At 38.4% G+C, this 16,760-nt stretch carries 18 protein-coding genes; 6 read left to right on the forward strand and 12 right to left on the reverse strand.

Annotated elements, in window-relative coordinates; genetic code table 11:
- Window positions 1-65: 65 nt before the first annotated feature.
- On the forward strand, window positions 66-788 hold the full coding sequence (locus ERX29_RS03670) for an alpha/beta hydrolase (protein ID WP_133443339.1): 723 nt from the start codon (window positions 66-68) through the stop codon (window positions 786-788).
- 41 nt (window positions 789-829) lie between these two features.
- A complete protein-coding gene (locus tag ERX29_RS03675) occupies window positions 830-1,339 on the forward strand; it encodes a YjcG family protein (protein ID WP_133443340.1) in 510 nt (169 codons plus the stop codon).
- Window positions 1,340-1,377: 38 nt separating this feature from the next.
- Here ERX29_RS03675 and fabI read toward each other — a convergent pair whose 3' ends face one another.
- From fabI to ERX29_RS03710, 7 genes are all read right to left on the reverse strand, one after another.
- Entirely contained in the window at window positions 1,378-2,151 is a 774-nt protein-coding gene (gene fabI / locus ERX29_RS03680; protein WP_133443341.1) for an enoyl-ACP reductase FabI, read from the reverse strand.
- Between the two features lie 101 nt (window positions 2,152-2,252).
- Complete coding sequence (locus tag ERX29_RS03685) at window positions 2,253-4,085, reverse strand: monovalent cation:proton antiporter family protein (protein ID WP_133443342.1); 1,833 nt, start codon at window positions 4,083-4,085, stop codon at window positions 2,253-2,255.
- An 8-nt stretch (window positions 4,086-4,093) separates the two neighbouring features.
- Window positions 4,094-5,455, reverse strand: coding sequence for a magnesium transporter (gene mgtE, locus ERX29_RS03690; RefSeq protein WP_133443343.1), 1,362 nt, complete (start codon window positions 5,453-5,455; stop codon window positions 4,094-4,096).
- A 27-nt stretch (window positions 5,456-5,482) separates the two neighbouring features.
- Window positions 5,483-6,334 carry an RluA family pseudouridine synthase gene (locus ERX29_RS03695; RefSeq protein WP_243719962.1) on the reverse strand — a complete coding sequence of 284 codons (852 nt, stop codon included), beginning with the start codon at window positions 6,332-6,334 and terminating at the stop codon, window positions 5,483-5,485.
- 2 nt (window positions 6,335-6,336) lie between these two features.
- A complete protein-coding gene (locus tag ERX29_RS03700) occupies window positions 6,337-7,137 on the reverse strand; it encodes an NAD kinase (RefSeq protein ID WP_133443357.1) in 801 nt (266 codons plus the stop codon).
- 11 nt (window positions 7,138-7,148) lie between these two features.
- Complete coding sequence (gene yjbM, locus ERX29_RS03705; protein ID WP_133443344.1) at window positions 7,149-7,775, reverse strand: GTP diphosphokinase; 627 nt, start codon at window positions 7,773-7,775, stop codon at window positions 7,149-7,151.
- A gap of 17 nt (window positions 7,776-7,792) precedes the next feature.
- On the reverse strand, window positions 7,793-8,137 hold the full coding sequence (locus tag ERX29_RS03710; RefSeq protein ID WP_133443345.1) for a UPF0738 family protein: 345 nt from the start codon (window positions 8,135-8,137) through the stop codon (window positions 7,793-7,795).
- A gap of 117 nt (window positions 8,138-8,254) precedes the next feature.
- On the opposite strand from ERX29_RS03710, the gene ERX29_RS03715 reads away from it, so the two are divergent.
- Genes ERX29_RS03715 through ERX29_RS03725 form a run of 3 tightly spaced genes read left to right on the forward strand, consistent with a single transcriptional unit; the run spans window position 8,255 to window position 10,052 of the window.
- Window positions 8,255-8,836 (forward strand): CYTH domain-containing protein, encoded by a 582-nt coding sequence (locus ERX29_RS03715; protein WP_165981057.1) that lies wholly within the window; start codon window positions 8,255-8,257, stop codon window positions 8,834-8,836.
- Window positions 8,837-8,884: 48 nt separating this feature from the next.
- On the forward strand, window positions 8,885-9,262 hold the full coding sequence (locus ERX29_RS03720; protein WP_133443358.1) for a globin domain-containing protein: 378 nt from the start codon (window positions 8,885-8,887) through the stop codon (window positions 9,260-9,262).
- 4 nt (window positions 9,263-9,266) lie between these two features.
- On the forward strand, window positions 9,267-10,052 hold the full coding sequence (locus ERX29_RS03725; RefSeq protein ID WP_133443347.1) for a DsbA family protein: 786 nt from the start codon (window positions 9,267-9,269) through the stop codon (window positions 10,050-10,052).
- Between the two features lie 306 nt (window positions 10,053-10,358).
- On the opposite strand, the gene pepF is transcribed toward ERX29_RS03725, so the two are convergent.
- The 4 genes from pepF to spxA form a co-directional block, all read right to left on the reverse strand.
- Window positions 10,359-12,170: an oligoendopeptidase F gene (pepF, locus tag ERX29_RS03730; protein WP_133443348.1), complete on the reverse strand. Its 1,812-nt coding sequence runs from the start codon at window positions 12,168-12,170 to the stop codon at window positions 10,359-10,361.
- 46 nt (window positions 12,171-12,216) lie between these two features.
- Window positions 12,217-13,203 carry a competence protein CoiA gene (locus ERX29_RS03735; RefSeq protein ID WP_133443349.1) on the reverse strand — a complete coding sequence of 329 codons (987 nt, stop codon included), beginning with the start codon at window positions 13,201-13,203 and terminating at the stop codon, window positions 12,217-12,219.
- A gap of 76 nt (window positions 13,204-13,279) precedes the next feature.
- A complete protein-coding gene (mecA, locus tag ERX29_RS03740) occupies window positions 13,280-13,966 on the reverse strand; it encodes an adaptor protein MecA (protein WP_243719964.1) in 687 nt (228 codons plus the stop codon).
- Window positions 13,967-14,090: 124 nt separating this feature from the next.
- Window positions 14,091-14,486 carry a transcriptional regulator SpxA gene (gene spxA, locus ERX29_RS03745; RefSeq protein WP_133443350.1) on the reverse strand — a complete coding sequence of 132 codons (396 nt, stop codon included), beginning with the start codon at window positions 14,484-14,486 and terminating at the stop codon, window positions 14,091-14,093.
- Between the two features lie 303 nt (window positions 14,487-14,789).
- Between spxA and trpS the strand changes: the two genes are divergently transcribed.
- Window positions 14,790-15,782, forward strand: coding sequence for a tryptophan--tRNA ligase (gene trpS, locus ERX29_RS03750; protein WP_133443351.1), 993 nt, complete (start codon window positions 14,790-14,792; stop codon window positions 15,780-15,782).
- 39 nt (window positions 15,783-15,821) lie between these two features.
- Here the strand turns inward: trpS and ERX29_RS03755 are convergent.
- A partial coding sequence (locus ERX29_RS03755) for a peptide ABC transporter substrate-binding protein (RefSeq protein ID WP_133443352.1) occupies window positions 15,822-16,760 on the reverse strand: 939 nt, incomplete at its 5' end.

Consider the following 16,760-nt stretch of genomic DNA (forward strand, 5'->3'; position numbering starts at 1 on the left):
TTAAATAGAGTTAACCGCTTTCACTGTATGATACAATAATATAAAACTTTGAGGAGAAATTATAGATGTTACAGCAAGGATTAATCAATCCATTTGATTTGGAAAGCAAGCATTTAAACAGACTAGTTAAACTTGGGATATATTTGCCAGATAACTATACTTCGCTTTATAAACATCATGTGATCATCGCGTTTGACGGACAGGATTTCAGCCAGTTAGGCCAGCTTCACCGGAGTTATGAAAAACTGTATGCGGCTGATGTTATAGAGCGAGCAATTATTGTTTATGTACATTATCCTGACGTCAAGACTAGAAAAAAAGAATATCATCCTGATAGTCCCGACAAACAGCAGATGATTAAATTCGTCGTTTCAGAACTAATGCCTTATATTGATCAGAACTTTGCTACATTGAAAACCGGGAATGCACGACTTCTGATGGGAGATAGTCTTGCAGCCAGTCTTTCGCTGTCAGTTATACTGTCGTATCCGATGAATTTTTCACGCGCGCTGCTGCTGAGTCCGATGATTTCTGAAACTATTATCGAAGAATTTGTTACTTCCGAAACTTCTCATATTGATTTGTATCATGTCATCGGAAAAGAAGAGCACTCTTTCAAACTGATGTCTGGTGAGAAAGCTGATTTTCTGACGCCAAATCAAGCATTTCATGAGCGTCTTGTTTCAGCAGGTGTGACAACATATTATGAAGAGCTTGACGGAGGCCATACGTGGAAAACATGGAAACCTCAACTTGATTCGGTACTAAAGTATTTTTTATCGAAGTAATTTGTTATAATTAAATGAGTACAGCAAAGGGAGGCGTTTCCATGAAATTAGGTATTGTAATTTTTCCATCGAAGGGGTTCCAGGATAAAGTTAACTCATATCGTAAACGTTATGATTCACACTATGCATTGATTCCACCACATATTACAGTGAAGGATGCATTTGAGGTTGCTGAAGATGACTTATCAAGCGTTACTGACAAGTTAACTCAGATTACTGCTGAAGCTGAACCAATAGAAATCGAAGTGACAAAAGTATCGAGCTTCGCTCCTACTAAAAATGTAATTTTCTTTAAAGTTGTCAATAACGAAGGTTTAACTTCAATCTTTGATGCATTAAATGATGGCTCTTTTTACGATAAGAATGCCCATCCGTTCGTACCGCATTTTACGATCGGCCAAGGCTTCTCAAGTCAGGAATTTGAAGATGTTTACGGCCAGTTGAAAATGGCAGGCATTGATCACAAAGAAACAGTTGATAAAGTCAGCCTATGTTACCAGCTTGAAAATGGTACGTGGAATGTCCTTGAAACATTTAAATTAGGTCAATAAAAAAGTGCTGCTTATATACGCGGCACTTTTTCTATGGATTAACCTAAAATGTGATAACCGGCATCCACGTGAATATTCTCCCCTGTAACACCGCTTGATAAGTCGCTTAATAAATATGCTGCTGTTTTACCCACTTCAATAATATCCACATTTCGCTTGAGCGGTGCTCTTTCTTCTACTTCTTTCAGAATAATGTTAAGTCCGCCTACTCCTTTTGCACTTAACGTACGAATCGGACCGGCTGATACTGCATTGACACGTATGCCTTCTGCTCCAAGATCCTGTGCCAAGTATTTAACACTTGCTTCAAGTGATGCTTTTGCTACACCCATAATATTATAGTTTGGAACAGCAAATTCACCGCCAATATACGTCGTTGTGACAATACTGCCGTTTTCTGCCATGACTTTTCTTGCTTCTCGTGCGACAATGGTCAGTGAATAAGAACTGATATCATGTGCCAGAAGGAACCCGTCTCTTGAAGTATCAGAAAATCTTCCTCTTAAATCTTCAGTATTAGCGAATGCAATAGAATGGAAAACACCATTGATTGTTCCACACTTGTCACCGATTTCCTTAAAAGCATGTACCACAGCTGCATCTTCCTGCACATCACACTGAATCAATAACGCATTCTGGTTATTCTTCAAACTTGGCAGTAACTTTTCAAGCTCATTACGGCTGCGGTCTTTACGATATGTAAACACAACTTTTGCTCCGGCTTCGTCCAGAACTTGTGCTACACCAAACCCGATACTTCTTTTATTGGCTACGCCCATAATGACATATTGCTGTCCTTCTAAGTTTAACATGCTATCCCTCACTATTATTATAAGTTATTAGTACCTGTTACTAATTTATAGTTTTTAAGCTTTAAATGCAAGAAAAACAGGTTTCCCTGTTTCTATTGCACTTATATGAGCTCAAGCTCGCGTTTCAATTCATCGACGTAACCTCTTGAGCCAGTCACAATAAGTCTGTCTTTAAAGTGCAGCTCAGTGTCCCCATGAGGGACGATGGAATCTTTTCCACGTAGTATTCTGACAAAAATAATATCTCCACTGAACGGGAAATCTCTCAGCATCATTTCATGGTAACGTGTATTCAGCATTTCAATTTCATAGAGTGACGTTTCAACATTAGACAGCAAGTTCAGCATATTCGGTGATTCAATCAATCCTTTCAGCAGCGTCTTCGTGCTTTGGAATTCACTGAACATCTCAATACCCTGCTGTGCCAGTTCCTCATCTTCATTGGTGTTTTCGATCCGGCAGATGACACGGTTGACACCTTGCTGCTTAGCCATCAGAGCGACACTTCGATTGATACGCTCATCATTCGCCGAGCAGACGACTATATCAAAATTAAACAAACCAAGCTGGTTCAATGTGTTATAGTCATAGCTTTCAAGCTCAATCGCTTCAATATCCTCAAGCGTTCTATTGTCAGAGTTATCTTTACGATAGAATAACGTCGGCTGATAAAGTTCAGACTTAATACTTTGTGCAACAGGAATGGACATCTGATTTTTACCGATAAAAGCGATCTTAATCACTTTTTCTTCAGATAACTGAACCGGGAATATTTTCTTGAAGAATATCGGAACGATAACACAAGTGATAATCGCACTGAGTATAAAGGTTCCTGACAATACATTGCTGATTGTTCCAAGCTGCTCGGCAAGCTTGGCTGACACTATGATAAGCGATAATGTTGACGTTAAAAGAAAAGATGACGCAACGACGGTTCTCTTGTCATACCATTTCATTAGCACCAGCAAAGGAAATAACTTTGTCAGGAAGAATACGATGAACAATAAAGGAATTAATATCAGTACAGATGGATCCTGCAGCAGTTCTCTAATATTGAGTTCTACTCCAACCATGATAAAGAAAATCGGGATAAAGAAACCATAACCGAATGAATCCAGTTTATGTACGAGGTCCTGGTCCGGACCGATCAAACTGACAACCACCCCTGCTAAAAACGCTCCTAAAATATTTTCGGCTCCGACACCTTCTGCCAGTGCGACTAAAAGAATAATAAGGGCAAATATAGCTCGAATCCCAATCTGCGTCGTTCCCTCCATCATTTTTTGCAGAAATGATGACTTTTTAAAGTAACCACCCATAATATAAAAGAGTACTGTGAACACCACTAGTGTACCGATCAGCCATATTGGAGAATCGCCTTTAGCATGAAGCGTTCCGTACGCTGTCAATAGCAGCATCGTCGCTAAATCTGCGATTACTGCGACGAGCAGGATGATCTGACCGATTGATGTTCTGAGCAGATTCATTTCCTTTAAAGTCGGCATCACTACACCAAGTGAAATAGTCGAAATGATGATGACCATCAGCAGAATATCATCAACTAGTCCAATCCATTTAAAGATATAGGCAGCAAATATGGAGAGAATCAGTATCCCTATAAAAATACCCGTCGTTAAAATTAATCGGTTTGGTTCATTATTCTGCTCACTATCTTTATTTTTCTTTGTCTTAAATGCTGAAAAATCAATTTCAAGCCCACTTAAAAACATTAGAAAGATAATTCCCAGAGTAGATAATATATTTAATACGTCGTTTGGCTGCACTAAATTAAAAACTGATTTGCCAATCAGTATTCCCATCAATATTTCTGCTACTACAACTGGCAGGAAGTTCAAATGAAGCCGTTTCACTAATATCGGAGTGATCAATGCGGTCATAACAATTATGACAAGTGCCGGTAGATGATGTTCCATAAATCCTCCTACATTAAATAGCTCATAAATGCTGTTGCCAGTCCAAAATATATGAGCATACTGATAATATCATTGATTGTTGAAATAAAAGGTCCGCTTGCAACAGCCGGGTCAATATTTATCCGGTGCATGATAATAGGAACAAGCGCTCCGGCAAGCGTCGCAACAGTCATGGCAATCGTCAGACTGAACGCTACGATACCTGCAAGTACAGGTTCTTTATAGACGACGCAAATAATGATGAATAAGAGAATAGCACAGCATAAACCTGTTAAGAGACCAGACCCCGCTTCTCTTAATGCCAGTCTGAATTTACTCTGCCCTTCTATTTCGCCGGTTGATATCCCTCTGACTACAACAGCCAGACTTTGTGTTCCAGAATTTCCCGCCATACCACCTATAATCGGAATAAATGCTGCGAGAAGTGCCACTTGTTCTAGTGTATCTTGAAAACTACCTAAAATAGTCGCAGTTCCCATTCCCATAATCGTTAAAGCAGCAAGCCAGGGAAGCCGTTTTCTGGCTGTTGAAAAAACAGAATCATCGGTAGAATCGATGTCACTGACACCGGCAAGTTTAGAATAGTCTTCACTTGCTTCTTCATCGATAACGTCGACGATATCGTCAATGGTAATAATACCAAGCAGATGATTCTGATAATCAACTACAGGTAAAGCAAGTAAATCATAATCCCTGACAACCATTGCGACGTCTTCCTGGTCATCTGCAACATTCACACTGATGACCCGTTCATTCATCACATCTTCAATGTAGGAATCATTCTCGGCAACAATCAAATCTCTTAAGGATATGACACCAGCAAGTTGGTTGCGGTCGTTCACGACGAAAATATAGTAAATAGTTTCAGCGCTTGGTGCCTGTTCCTTCAGCTGCAGCATCGCTTCATTAACAGTCATCAAAGACGATACTGAGATATACTCAGTGGTCATCAGACCACCGGCAGTATCTTCTTCATAGTGAAGCAGTGCCTTAATTTCTCCAGCCGCTTCTTTATCCATCATTAGAAGAAGACTTGCGATCTTCGCTTTAGGCAGTTTATTCAATATATCTACGGCATTATCATAAGACATTTCACTTAACATCTGGCTCGCGTATATTGCATCCATTGTCTCAAAGAGTTCATCGTAGTTTTCGAGTTCTGTCACTTCTAGAAATTCTGCAACTTCAAGAGGTGACAGCATCTGATAAATAACGCTGCGCTTGTTTTCATCAGATGCTGTGAAATATTCACCTTGTTCATAGATGTGTAACGCAAGGAAGACTTCTCTGAATTGATCGATATCATGATGTTCAAGCAATTCATCTAGTAACTCTTTATCATATAATTGCTCTTCTAATTCTTCTGCCATGCGCTCACCTCCTAAAAATACAATTCATTATAACATAGGAATCAGGCTTCTTAAATCTTTGTATGGGGAATCTTGAAGAACAATGTGCACTCCTGTTATGGGATGGACAAATTCAATCTGCAGGGCATGAAGCGCCTGACGGGAAAGCCGCTTATCCTTACCATATAGTGTATCCCCCGCAAGTGGATAACCGATTGCTTGAAAATGGACACGAATTTGATGTGTGCGTCCCGTATGCAGCTTTACTGCTGCTACACTGTAGTCATCGGAGTGATGAAGTGCAACATAACTTGTCAGTGCCGCTTTACCATTAGCTGAAACTTGACGTTCAATAATAGAATCGCCTTTTCTGCTGATTGGATAATCAATGACTCCTGATAAAGGAATCTTGCCGCATACTATGCACACATAGGTTTTTGAAATCTTCCCTGTCATTAAATGATGGATGAGCTGATGTTTAGCGAAGACTACTATGCCACTCGTATTTCGGTCAAGTCTTGTCACAATATGCGGAATTCCTGTTTCATCATGATTGATAAAGTGAGCAAGAACCCGTTCCAGGAGACTGTCATGCGGATGAAGCATAGAAGGCATTGTACTAACGCCGGGGGCCTTTGAAACGATACATAAATAATCATCTTCATAAAGAATATTGAGCGGACCATCACTTGGTGTCAGGCTCGCACTCGGAAATTCTTCAGGCAGATGGATTTCAATAATATCATCCAGTACCAGTTGATAACGGACCGTGACAGGATTATCATTAACAACTAAAGCGCCATTCTGCTTAATGGCGCTTAAACTTTTCTTCGATATATGCTGATGCTGCAGAAATTCACGGAGTAACATCGGTTCATGCACTTTATATAAAAGTTTCAATGTTATTCACTCGAGATAAATGAATCATGGACTCGTTTCCAGAATGGAAAAGGTCTGAACCGCGCAAATTTAATTTTTTCATCTGCCACACGATACTGAATAGAGGCGATGCCTTGATGGTCGCTCGCGATATGATCAATCGTCAGCTGTAGTATTCCGCGATTAACCGGTGTCACATGTATCGTATGATGTTTAGGGAGTACGAGCGGCGATCCGACCGTTCTGAACACACGGTTATTAATAGAAGCAATCTCTGCCATCTGCATCGCCTCTAAAGAAGGATGAATCAGTGCACCACCGAGCGCCTTATTATAAGCTGTCGAACCGCTAGGCGTTGACATGCACAAACCATCCCCACGGAACCGTTCGAACTGTTGACCACGGATATCAACATCGACGACAAGTGTTGCACCATTATGCGTTTTGATCGTCGCTTCGTTCAATGCCAGATAACGAGATTCCCGACCGCCGTTCGAATATCTGACAATGACTTCTATTAATGGATATTCAATGCGCTGAATCGGTTCATTGTTAATAGCAATAATGAGACGTTCTACTTCATGTGGCAGCCAGTCAGCATAAAACCCGAGATGTCCGGTATGAACACCTACAAAACTGCAGTCGTCCAGGCGGTGGCTATAAGTATGAAAGGCCTGGAGCAATGTTCCATCACCGCCGACAGAAATAACAATATCAGGTTCTTCATGATCTTCAATCATTTTAAAGTCTTTCATATAACTCTTCATCTTTTGAGTTAACGCATTGCTTTTTGAATCACCTTTTGAAAGAATAGTGTATTTCAGCACACTCACCCCTATCTTAATTCACTTCGCTGTTCAGAATAATATTTCTGTGCTTCTTTAATCTCTTCTCTAATTTCGGACATTTCCTCATCCAAAAGATAAGCCGCTTCTGCTGCACGCTCAAGTCGATGCTGTATTTCCGGTGGATAATCACCATCGTATTTATAGCGAAGAGTATGCTCAATTGTAGCCCAGAAGTTCATTGCTAGAGTTCTGATCTGGATTTCAGCCAGTATAAAGCGCTGTCCGTCAAGCGTTTCTATTGGATATTTAACAATGACATGATAAGAACGGTAACCACTTTCCTTAGTTTCCTTAATGTAGTCCCGTTCTTCCACCACCTCAAAATCTTTTCTGTTTTTCAGCAGAACAACGACAATGTCAATATCATCTACAAACTGGCACATCATACGAAGACCCGCGATATCATACATTTCTTCTGACAGTTTATCAAACTGTATGCCCCTTTTATTTGCTTTTTCAATGATGCTCGGTATAGGTTTCACTCTACCTGTCACAAACTCAATGGGTGAAGATTTTCCTTCCCTTTCATACTGCTTACGGATCCCCTTGAGTTTAATCTTCAGTTCATCTATTGCCTGTTTGTATGGCGCTAAAAAGATATCCCATTGATTCATTTGTTTCACCTCAGATTCTACAGTTCAAATACTTCTTCAACACGTTCTACGAAAGATTTACCATAATTATGGTTACCTTCTATATTTTCAAGCAGCATTGCGAACTCCTCATTAAAACGATCGAGTTCAATCGTTCCATATAACATCCAATTCCAGTCCTTATATTCCTTCATCATCTGCCATGTTTCCTGGACGAATCTTAGATGATGATAGACGGCACCATCATCCAGCAAGTAGACAAACTGAAAGTGATCGCTGTCAGTCAGCAGCTGTCCTGCAGGTCTTACATCGATAGGTTCTTCCTCTGTATAGACGTGAACAGACCCATCCACTAATTTGATTTCATTGACATGTAAATTCATTATTATCTCTCCCTTAACATAGATATTTTAACATAAAACAAATGCAAGTCGTACTATAGCTTATTTCTTTACTTCATTTATCGAGTCCGCCATAATTTGTATATGGAGGGGATTGGATTGAAAGAACTAGAAATAGAATTTAAAAACATGCTGAATTATGATACATATGCACGTTTAAGAGATACATTATTTAAAAATGCTGAAGCTATAACGCAGACTAACTTTTATATTGATACGCCGGACCACCAGCTTATAGAGCAGAAAGTATCATTAAGAATCAGAGATATTAAAGGCAGACTTGTCATGACTCTGAAAATCCCCCAGGAAATCGGTATTATGGAATATCACGATGATATTTCCGATGCTCTATTTGATCATGAGCATATAACAGAAAATGATATACCAGACTCTATTAAAGTACAGTTATCAGCTTATGGAGTAGACTTAAATCAACTCAGAATCATTGGAGCACTATCTACTGAGCGCAGAGAAACACGTTATCAGGATGGTCTGCTCGTACTCGATGCCAGCCATTACCTCGATGCTGAAGATTATGAATTAGAGTTCGAAGTGCGTGATTATGAACCAGGTCTAGCACAGTTTGAACAGTTTTTAATTGACTATCAAATAACGGGGCAGCAAACCTTGAATAAAGTGCAGAGGTTCTACTCCAGACATAATCAACTTATAAGCAAATAACTTTAATATTACTGTTAACATGATATATTTAAATAAAAGGTGATTAAATTGTCAGTTCCATTTGATGCAATCGGTCAGGAAACTTTGCATGCTGTGATTGACCGTTTTTACGAATACGTGAAAGCAGATGAAAGAATAAATCATCTGTTTCCCGATGATTTATCTGAGACAGCGAGAAAACAAAAGCAGTTTCTTACACAGTTTCTAGGTGGTCCATCTTTATACACAGATGAACATGGACATCCTATGCTGCGCATGCGGCATTTACCGTTTCAGATTACGCCATCAGCAAGAGATGCCTGGCTTGAGAATATGAACATTGCACTGAACGATTTTGTTATTGATAAAGCTTTAAAAGACTATATATTTGAACGTCTGACTTTGACCGCGACACATATGATAAACACTGAAGAAAATTGTAGGTGAAAATATGAAACATTTAGAGGTCATTCATAATGATAAGTGTCTCTCTCTTCAACCCGTGAAGAAGGTGGAAATTTATTCATTCTTTGATCCATTCTGTAAAGATTGCTGGGACCTCAAAGCTGTTCTTCGTAAATTACAGATTGAGTACAGCCAATATGTAGAAATCAAGCAAATACTACTTCCTACTTTGCGCGTACTGACGAAATGTCAGGCTCAAAGTACAACGGAAGATGATAATATCGCATTAGCGTATAAAGCAGCAGAACTGCAGGGCAGAAAAAGAGCGGCTATGTTCCTGCGCTATGTCCAGAATGAGATCATGCCGAAACAAGATATTATTACACGAGAACTGATTATTGAATGTGCGAAAAAGGCACGTCTCGATATTGATACGTTCCTGACTGATATAAAAAGTATCCACGTCACTAACTCTTTAAAAGTGGATCAGCATATTTCAAGAGAAATGGAAGTAACGATGTCACCGACTTTAGTATTTTTTAATGAGAATTTCGAGGATGATGGATTAAAAGTCGAAGGCATTCAGCAGTATGCCATCTATACTTATCTCATCAATGAACTCATCAGTCATTCGATCGAAAAAGAACTGCCTCCAAAAATCGAAGAATATATTATAGAAAATGAATTAGTGAGCGAAAGCGAATTAGAAGTCATCTATGAATGGCCAAAAAATGTTCTATCGAGAGAACTGAAGAAATTAAAGCTGATGAATAAGATCGAAGCGGTGACATATTCCTCAGGTCAGTACTGGAGAAAAAAAGAAGCGATATAGTCTTTTAATAATATTATATAAAATGAAGAAGCGGTTAACCACTAGATTTATCCTAGTGGTTAACCGCTTCTTTAGTTTACATATAGAAGGCTATGACTACAATTAACTTCTTAATAGACGACAAAAAAATACCGCGTCTGATTACGCGGTATTTAAACAAAGGGGATGGGAGAAATTTACACTCAAACAAAGGGGTATGTTTGGTTTGTGATAAATTTCATGTTTGTATGATATCATGAATATACAAGTACTTCAACCTATTATGACTGATTTCACAATATCGACATAATGAAAACGTATTCTCTATTAGTTGTTTGTTTCTTTGATCAAACGTTCAAATTCATTTAACCGTTCTTCAAATACTTTGCATGCTTTTTCAATTGGTTCGCTAGTCGTCATATCCACGCCTGCTTTTTTCAGTACTTCAATCGGATAGTCAGAGCTTCCGGCCTTAAGGAATGAGTTGATATATCTATCTACTGCCGGCTTGCCTTCGCTTAAGATCTGATCGCTCAGTGCCATTGCAGCGCTATAGCCTGTCGCATATTGATACACATAATAATTATAGTAGAAATGGGGAATACGGCTCCATTCGCCTGCAATGAAGTCGTCATGTTCTACTGATTCACCGTAATATGCTTCATTTAAAGCTTTATACTCTTTGTTCAATCGTTCTGCTGTCAACGGCTCATTATTCTGAGCAAGCGTATGAATGAGATGTTCAAATTCTGCAAACATCGTCTGTCTGAACACAGTACCGCGGAACCCTTCCAACTGGTAGTTCAGCAGATAAAGCTTTTTCTTTTCATCCGTCAAAGTGTTATACATATGATGAGCGAGCAGTGCTTCATTACATGTTGAAGCTACTTCCGCTACAAATATAGAATAGCCGGACATATTTGAAGGCTGATTCTGTCTGGAAAAATAACTATGCGCCGAATGACCAAATTCATGCGTCAACGTAAACGTATTATTAATATTATCCGTCCAGTTCATCAAAATGTAAGGATTAGTACCGTATGTTCCTGAAGAGTAAGCACCGCTTCTTTTACCTTTATTTTCATAGACATCGACCCAGCGGTTATTCAAACCTTCTTCAATAACAGCAGTATATTCCTCTCCCATCGGTTTTAAAGAATCGAGTACCCACTTCTTTGCTTCTTCGTAAGTCACTTCAAACTTCTCATCCTTAACTAGCGGAGTATACATGTCGTACATTTTCATGTCATCAAGACCGAGCAGTTCTTTACGAAGTGCCGTATATCGATGCAGCAGCGGCAGGTGATCATGAACAGTCGATATTAAGTTGTCATATACCGCTTCAGGGATATCGTTGTTTGACAGTGCCTGATGACGCGGAGAATCGTATCCTCTGACTTTGCTTGAAAATACTGAAGCCTTCACTTTTCCTGCGAGCGTCTGAGACAATGTATTTTTGAACTGACCATAATTACGGTATATTTCCTTATAGGCATTCTCACGCAGCACTCTGTCAGTAGATTCAAGATATTGAATGTAAGTTCCTTGTGACAATGGATGTAACTGACCTTCTGCATCTTCAATATCATTGAAAGTCAGATCGGCATTATTGAACATGCCAAAGACATTGCTCGGTGTAGACAACGCTTCACCTGCTTCTGCCAGTATCTTCTCTTCCTTGTCTGACAAAACATGTGATCTTTTCTTGTTAATCAGCTCAAGATTGAACTTAAACCGCTTTAGTCCTTCGTTCTCTTCAATAAATTGATTGAGCTGAGTTTCATCAATCGTCATCAGTTCAGGCAACATAAAACTCCAGGCGCTGCTGAACTGTGAAGCAAGAGCTGCTGCTCTCTGGTCCATAGCTGTATAAGTATCATTCGATGTATCCTGATCATGTTTCAAATGAGCATAGACATAAACTTTGCCTAGCTTTTCATCAATTTCAGTATCTAGTAACAATGCTTTCAGTAAATGCTCAGCACTTTCCCCAAGCGTACCTTTCACTTCTTCTTCGCGTCCTAAATAACCTTCAATCTCCTGGAATGCTTCTTCAAACGCATCATCGCTCGGAAAAATTTTAGTAAGATCCCATGTATTTTCTACAAGTTGTTGTTCCCGTGTAATAATTTCTGTCATAATGTCCTCCTAAAATAATGATTGTTATAATTTTCTCACTTTTCAATCAAATTTGCACGTATAACTTTCTGACCGCTTCTTTATACTCTTTGAGTAGTCTCGCTGATATTTGAAGCTCTGAACAATCAATAGCATAATAACTATAGAACTCAAGTTCCTCAATAAATCGCTGAAGTGAAAAACTACCCGTATATAATAGAAGTCGGAGTCTGCTCTGCCATCTGATCGGATGTGTCCTAATATAGAACTGACTCGGTACTATAATACCGATCTCCTTCGGCAGCTGACGCCAATGAATATTCAGCTGATACAACGCACTAAGCGTCGGCTCAAGTACGCTTCTTTGACTGAGACAAGTGCTGATGTACTTAGAACGTTCATGCTGATTGATGATGTGGTAAGACTTGTAAGCTGACGTTTGTAGTACTTCCCGGCAGATCAGCTGAGTGATATCAGTGATGGGCCGACGTCTATATGATAGTGACAAGTTCTGCTGAACAGCAGTCAGTTCATATAAGTAAAAACAATTTCCGGCAGTATCATATGTAATCAGTAATCTATTTACAGCATCCACCATACTCCTCTGAAACAAAGTCAGTTTGACTGTTCCATTATCCTTCTTAATAGCTTGCTCTGAAGCAATCCAGACCACGTCCATATTAATTGATCTGTAGCCATAAGTTCTTCCCAATAACTTATCCACTGGAATAACCGAGAGCTGAAGTTCCAGAGCAAATCGGTGATTGACAAGAATATCTGGAATCTGTTCTATTTCATCAATATAATACTCCATAGCAACATGTTCATGCTGACATAACCGGTACAAGGCATGTTTCCCTGCCAGGTGAGCCGCTGATTCCTGTTTGTACGTCGCTTTATAGCAGTCTTTAATGCGCTGATGAGAGAAGTGTGCTATTTTAAAGCGTCCTTTCTTTAGGACGACAGGACTTAAACAGACCGGACACATGAACGTATGACCATTTGCTTTGTCGGCTGTTATATAATGACCTTCACTGTTAATAGCTATAAGCATCAAAAAACACCTCCTACTTTATAATCGTAAGAAGTGCAGATTTGATTTATTAAATTTATTTAAACATAGTAAATTATCATTTAAAATAACGCTTCACTTGATTACGTACATTATGGCTCATCACAACTTTACCATATTCCTCAAGCAGTGCATGATTCATCTTGGTCTGGTCAGCATACTCAAAGATATGCGCCACATAACCGTCGATGACATCAACCGACATCTGTTTGTCAAACTGAACATAGTAATAGTACCGACCTTCATACATGTAGAGCAGGTCCTCGAAATCAACATGTGCAAATTCATGAGAGTGACTGAATTGAATAACAGTTTCCAGATCATTGAATTGAACAAGAATATCATCCGTAAAAACCAAACTCTGTTGATTGACTGTCGTCTCATCTCCAGTCAGCAAATTAGTCAGATCATGATCGTTCTCAATAGCCTTATTCAAAAATTCATTGACTTGATATTCAAGTCTATCATCTGATTCTTCTTCAGGCATATGCATAAATTCATCATTACGTGATTTAGTGACAACAAACTCAATTCCTTTGTCGAAAGCATGGACTTGAATCCAGAGCGGACCTTCAATAACAAATTCTTCTTCCTGGTTGACTTCTTCCATCATGGACCAGAAGAACTCTTCACCCTTCTTGCGGTTAGTCCATAAATCATCCTGCTTGAATCCTCGCTCTTCCAAGTCAGTATATGTTAAATAAAATTTTATAGTAACATCATTGATACGTTCTATTCTCATCATGTATCCCTCCATCTCTGAATGAATAGTAATCTCATTGTATTATAACGGAAGGAAAAAACATAGTAATTTGATTACTACAGCATACAAAAAAAGCTGCCGGTAAAAGGCAGCTGAAGGATTGCTATTAATCGACCATACGCTGAGCTTCAAGCAGCTGGAACGTACGTACTTTGCGAGGAAGGAAACGACGAATTTCATCTTCATTATAACCAACCTGCAGACGCTTTTCATCCAATATAATTGGTCGACGTAATAAACCTGGATGTTGCTGGATGATTTCATATAAATCTTGTAAAGGCATTGCATCAATATCAATATTTAGTTTCTGGAATGTTTTAGAACGTGTAGAAATAATTTCGTCAGTTCCATCTTCCGTCATTCTTAAAATAGCTTTAATTTCATCAATTGTTAAGTTATCAGAAAAAATATTGCGCTCCGTATACGGAATATCATGTTCTTGTAACCATGCTTTCGCTTTACGGCAAGATGTGCAACTTGGTGAAGTAAATAATGTTACCATACATCTCACTCTCCTATTTGTATATGTATTATATCGATTAGTATTATGTCAACATATATTGATTATTCCCTATCTAAAACAGTATAAACTATCTTATTAAAGGAATATAGAAATGTTGTCAATCTGCTAACCTGATAATGTAATTATAATTTGACAACATTAAAATTAAATGAGAAACAATAAAGAAATTCAAAATAGTTCAAAAATATTCTATCATCGCGTTAAATCAGTAATTGCTTAGCTGCATTTTAACTGACAATGTTTTAGTGTACAATAGTATATATATATTTTGGAGGAAAAACAATGAAAACTTTATTTTCCGGCATTCAGCCAAGTGGTATCCCAACGATCGGAAATTATATTGGAGCATTAAAACAATTCGTATATATTCAAGATGAATATGACTGTTATTTTTGTATAGTAGATCAGCATGCTATTACAGTTCCACAGGATAAAACAGCTTTACGTAATAATATACGATCTCTCGCAGCATTGTATTTAGCAAGCGGACTTGATCCTGAAAAAGTTACACTGTTCATACAATCAGAAGTGCCGGCACATGCACAGGCAGGATGGATGCTGACAACTATTGCAACTATCGGAGAACTGGAGCGCATGACGCAGTACAAAGATAAAGCAAAAGACCGGAAAGACGGTATACCTGCAGGATTACTTACTTATCCGCCGCTTATGGCAGCTGATATTCTACTCTATGGTACAGACATTGTCCCAGTCGGAGATGACCAGAAACAGCATCTTGAGTTAACACGTGACCTCGCGACCCGCTTCAATCAGCGTTATAACGATATACTGACACTGCCGGAAGTCAGACTGCCGGAAGTCGGTGGCCGAGTGATGAGTCTACAGGAACCGACGAAGAAGATGAGTAAATCCGATACTAATACGAAAGGATTTATTTCACTACTTGATCCACCGGCAACTGTCGCTAAAAAAATCAAAAGTGCCGTCACTGATTCAGATGGAATTGTGAAATTCGATAAAGACAATAAACCTGGAATATCAAATTTGTTAAGTATTTATTCAATCATTTCAGATATAACCATTGCAGAATTAGAAGAAAAATATGAAGGCAAAGGTTACGGAGACTTCAAAGCAGATCTTGCAGAAGTGATGGTGAACTTCATTACTCAGTTCCAGGAAAAATATAATTACTATATGGATTCCGAAGAGCTTGATCATATACTTGATCGTGGTGCTGAAAAAGCAGCATATAAGGCAAATAAAATGCTGAAAAAGATGGAAAATGCCATGGGACTTGGTAGAAAAAGAAAATAAAGAAGGTTCAGGACTAATCCTGAACCTTCTTTTTGTGTATTATTTTTTGTCTTTACCTTCGATGTAAGTTTCTTTAAGTGTAGAGTCTCCAGCAAATTTGTGAGTAACGTAGTTCTTCACATAACCTTGACGTAGACGTGATGTACCACGCTGATACATTGGTGCAATAGCAGCATCCTCTAAGAATAATGTTTCAGCATCCTGCATTGTTGTCCAACGTTTATCAAGATCTTTTAATAAAGGTCCTTTAGCATCTTTAATCATTTGATCGTACTCTTTATTTGAGTAACCTGTCTGGTTATGTGAACCATCAGTTACAAACATATCAAGGAATGTCATTGGATCTGGATAGTCAGGGCCCCAGCCGGCAAATGCGATGTCGTAATCACCTTTAGATTCAAGAGCAAGTTTTTGTTTGAACGGCTGTTGTTTAACTTTCAATTCAATGCCAGGAAGATTAGTTTCTACTTGTTCTTTAACGTATTCCGCATCCTTTTTAGATACATCAGAATCATATGTTAAGAACTCTAATTTAATTTTATCTTTACCTAATTCAGCTTTTGCTTTGTCAAAGTATTTCTTAGCTTCAGCAGCATCATAATTTAAATTAGATTTAACTCCATCAATGTAATCTTTACCATCTGGTCCTTGAACAAACTCTTTAGGCATTAATGTGTCTACAGCTACTGATCCATTGTTCAGTAATTTATCAACATAATTTTCTTTATCTATGGATTTTGCAATTGCAAGACGTAAGTTTTTGTTTTCTAAATCTTTATTTCTCGTTTTGTTAATACGTAAGAAGAATGTTGTTGCTTCTTTTTCAGTAACGAAGTTTTTATCGTTTTTGTATTTATCAACATTTTCCGGTGTTAATACAACTGAGTCAATTTTGCCAGTAGTATAAAGATTTAATGCAGTAGCATTTTCTTTAATAACTTGATAATTGACTTGCTTTAATTTTACTTTGTCTTTATC

It is taken from the genome of Macrococcus lamae, assembly GCF_004359545.1.
In the GTDB taxonomy this organism is placed as follows: Bacteria; Bacillota; Bacilli; order Staphylococcales; family Staphylococcaceae; genus Macrococcus; species Macrococcus lamae.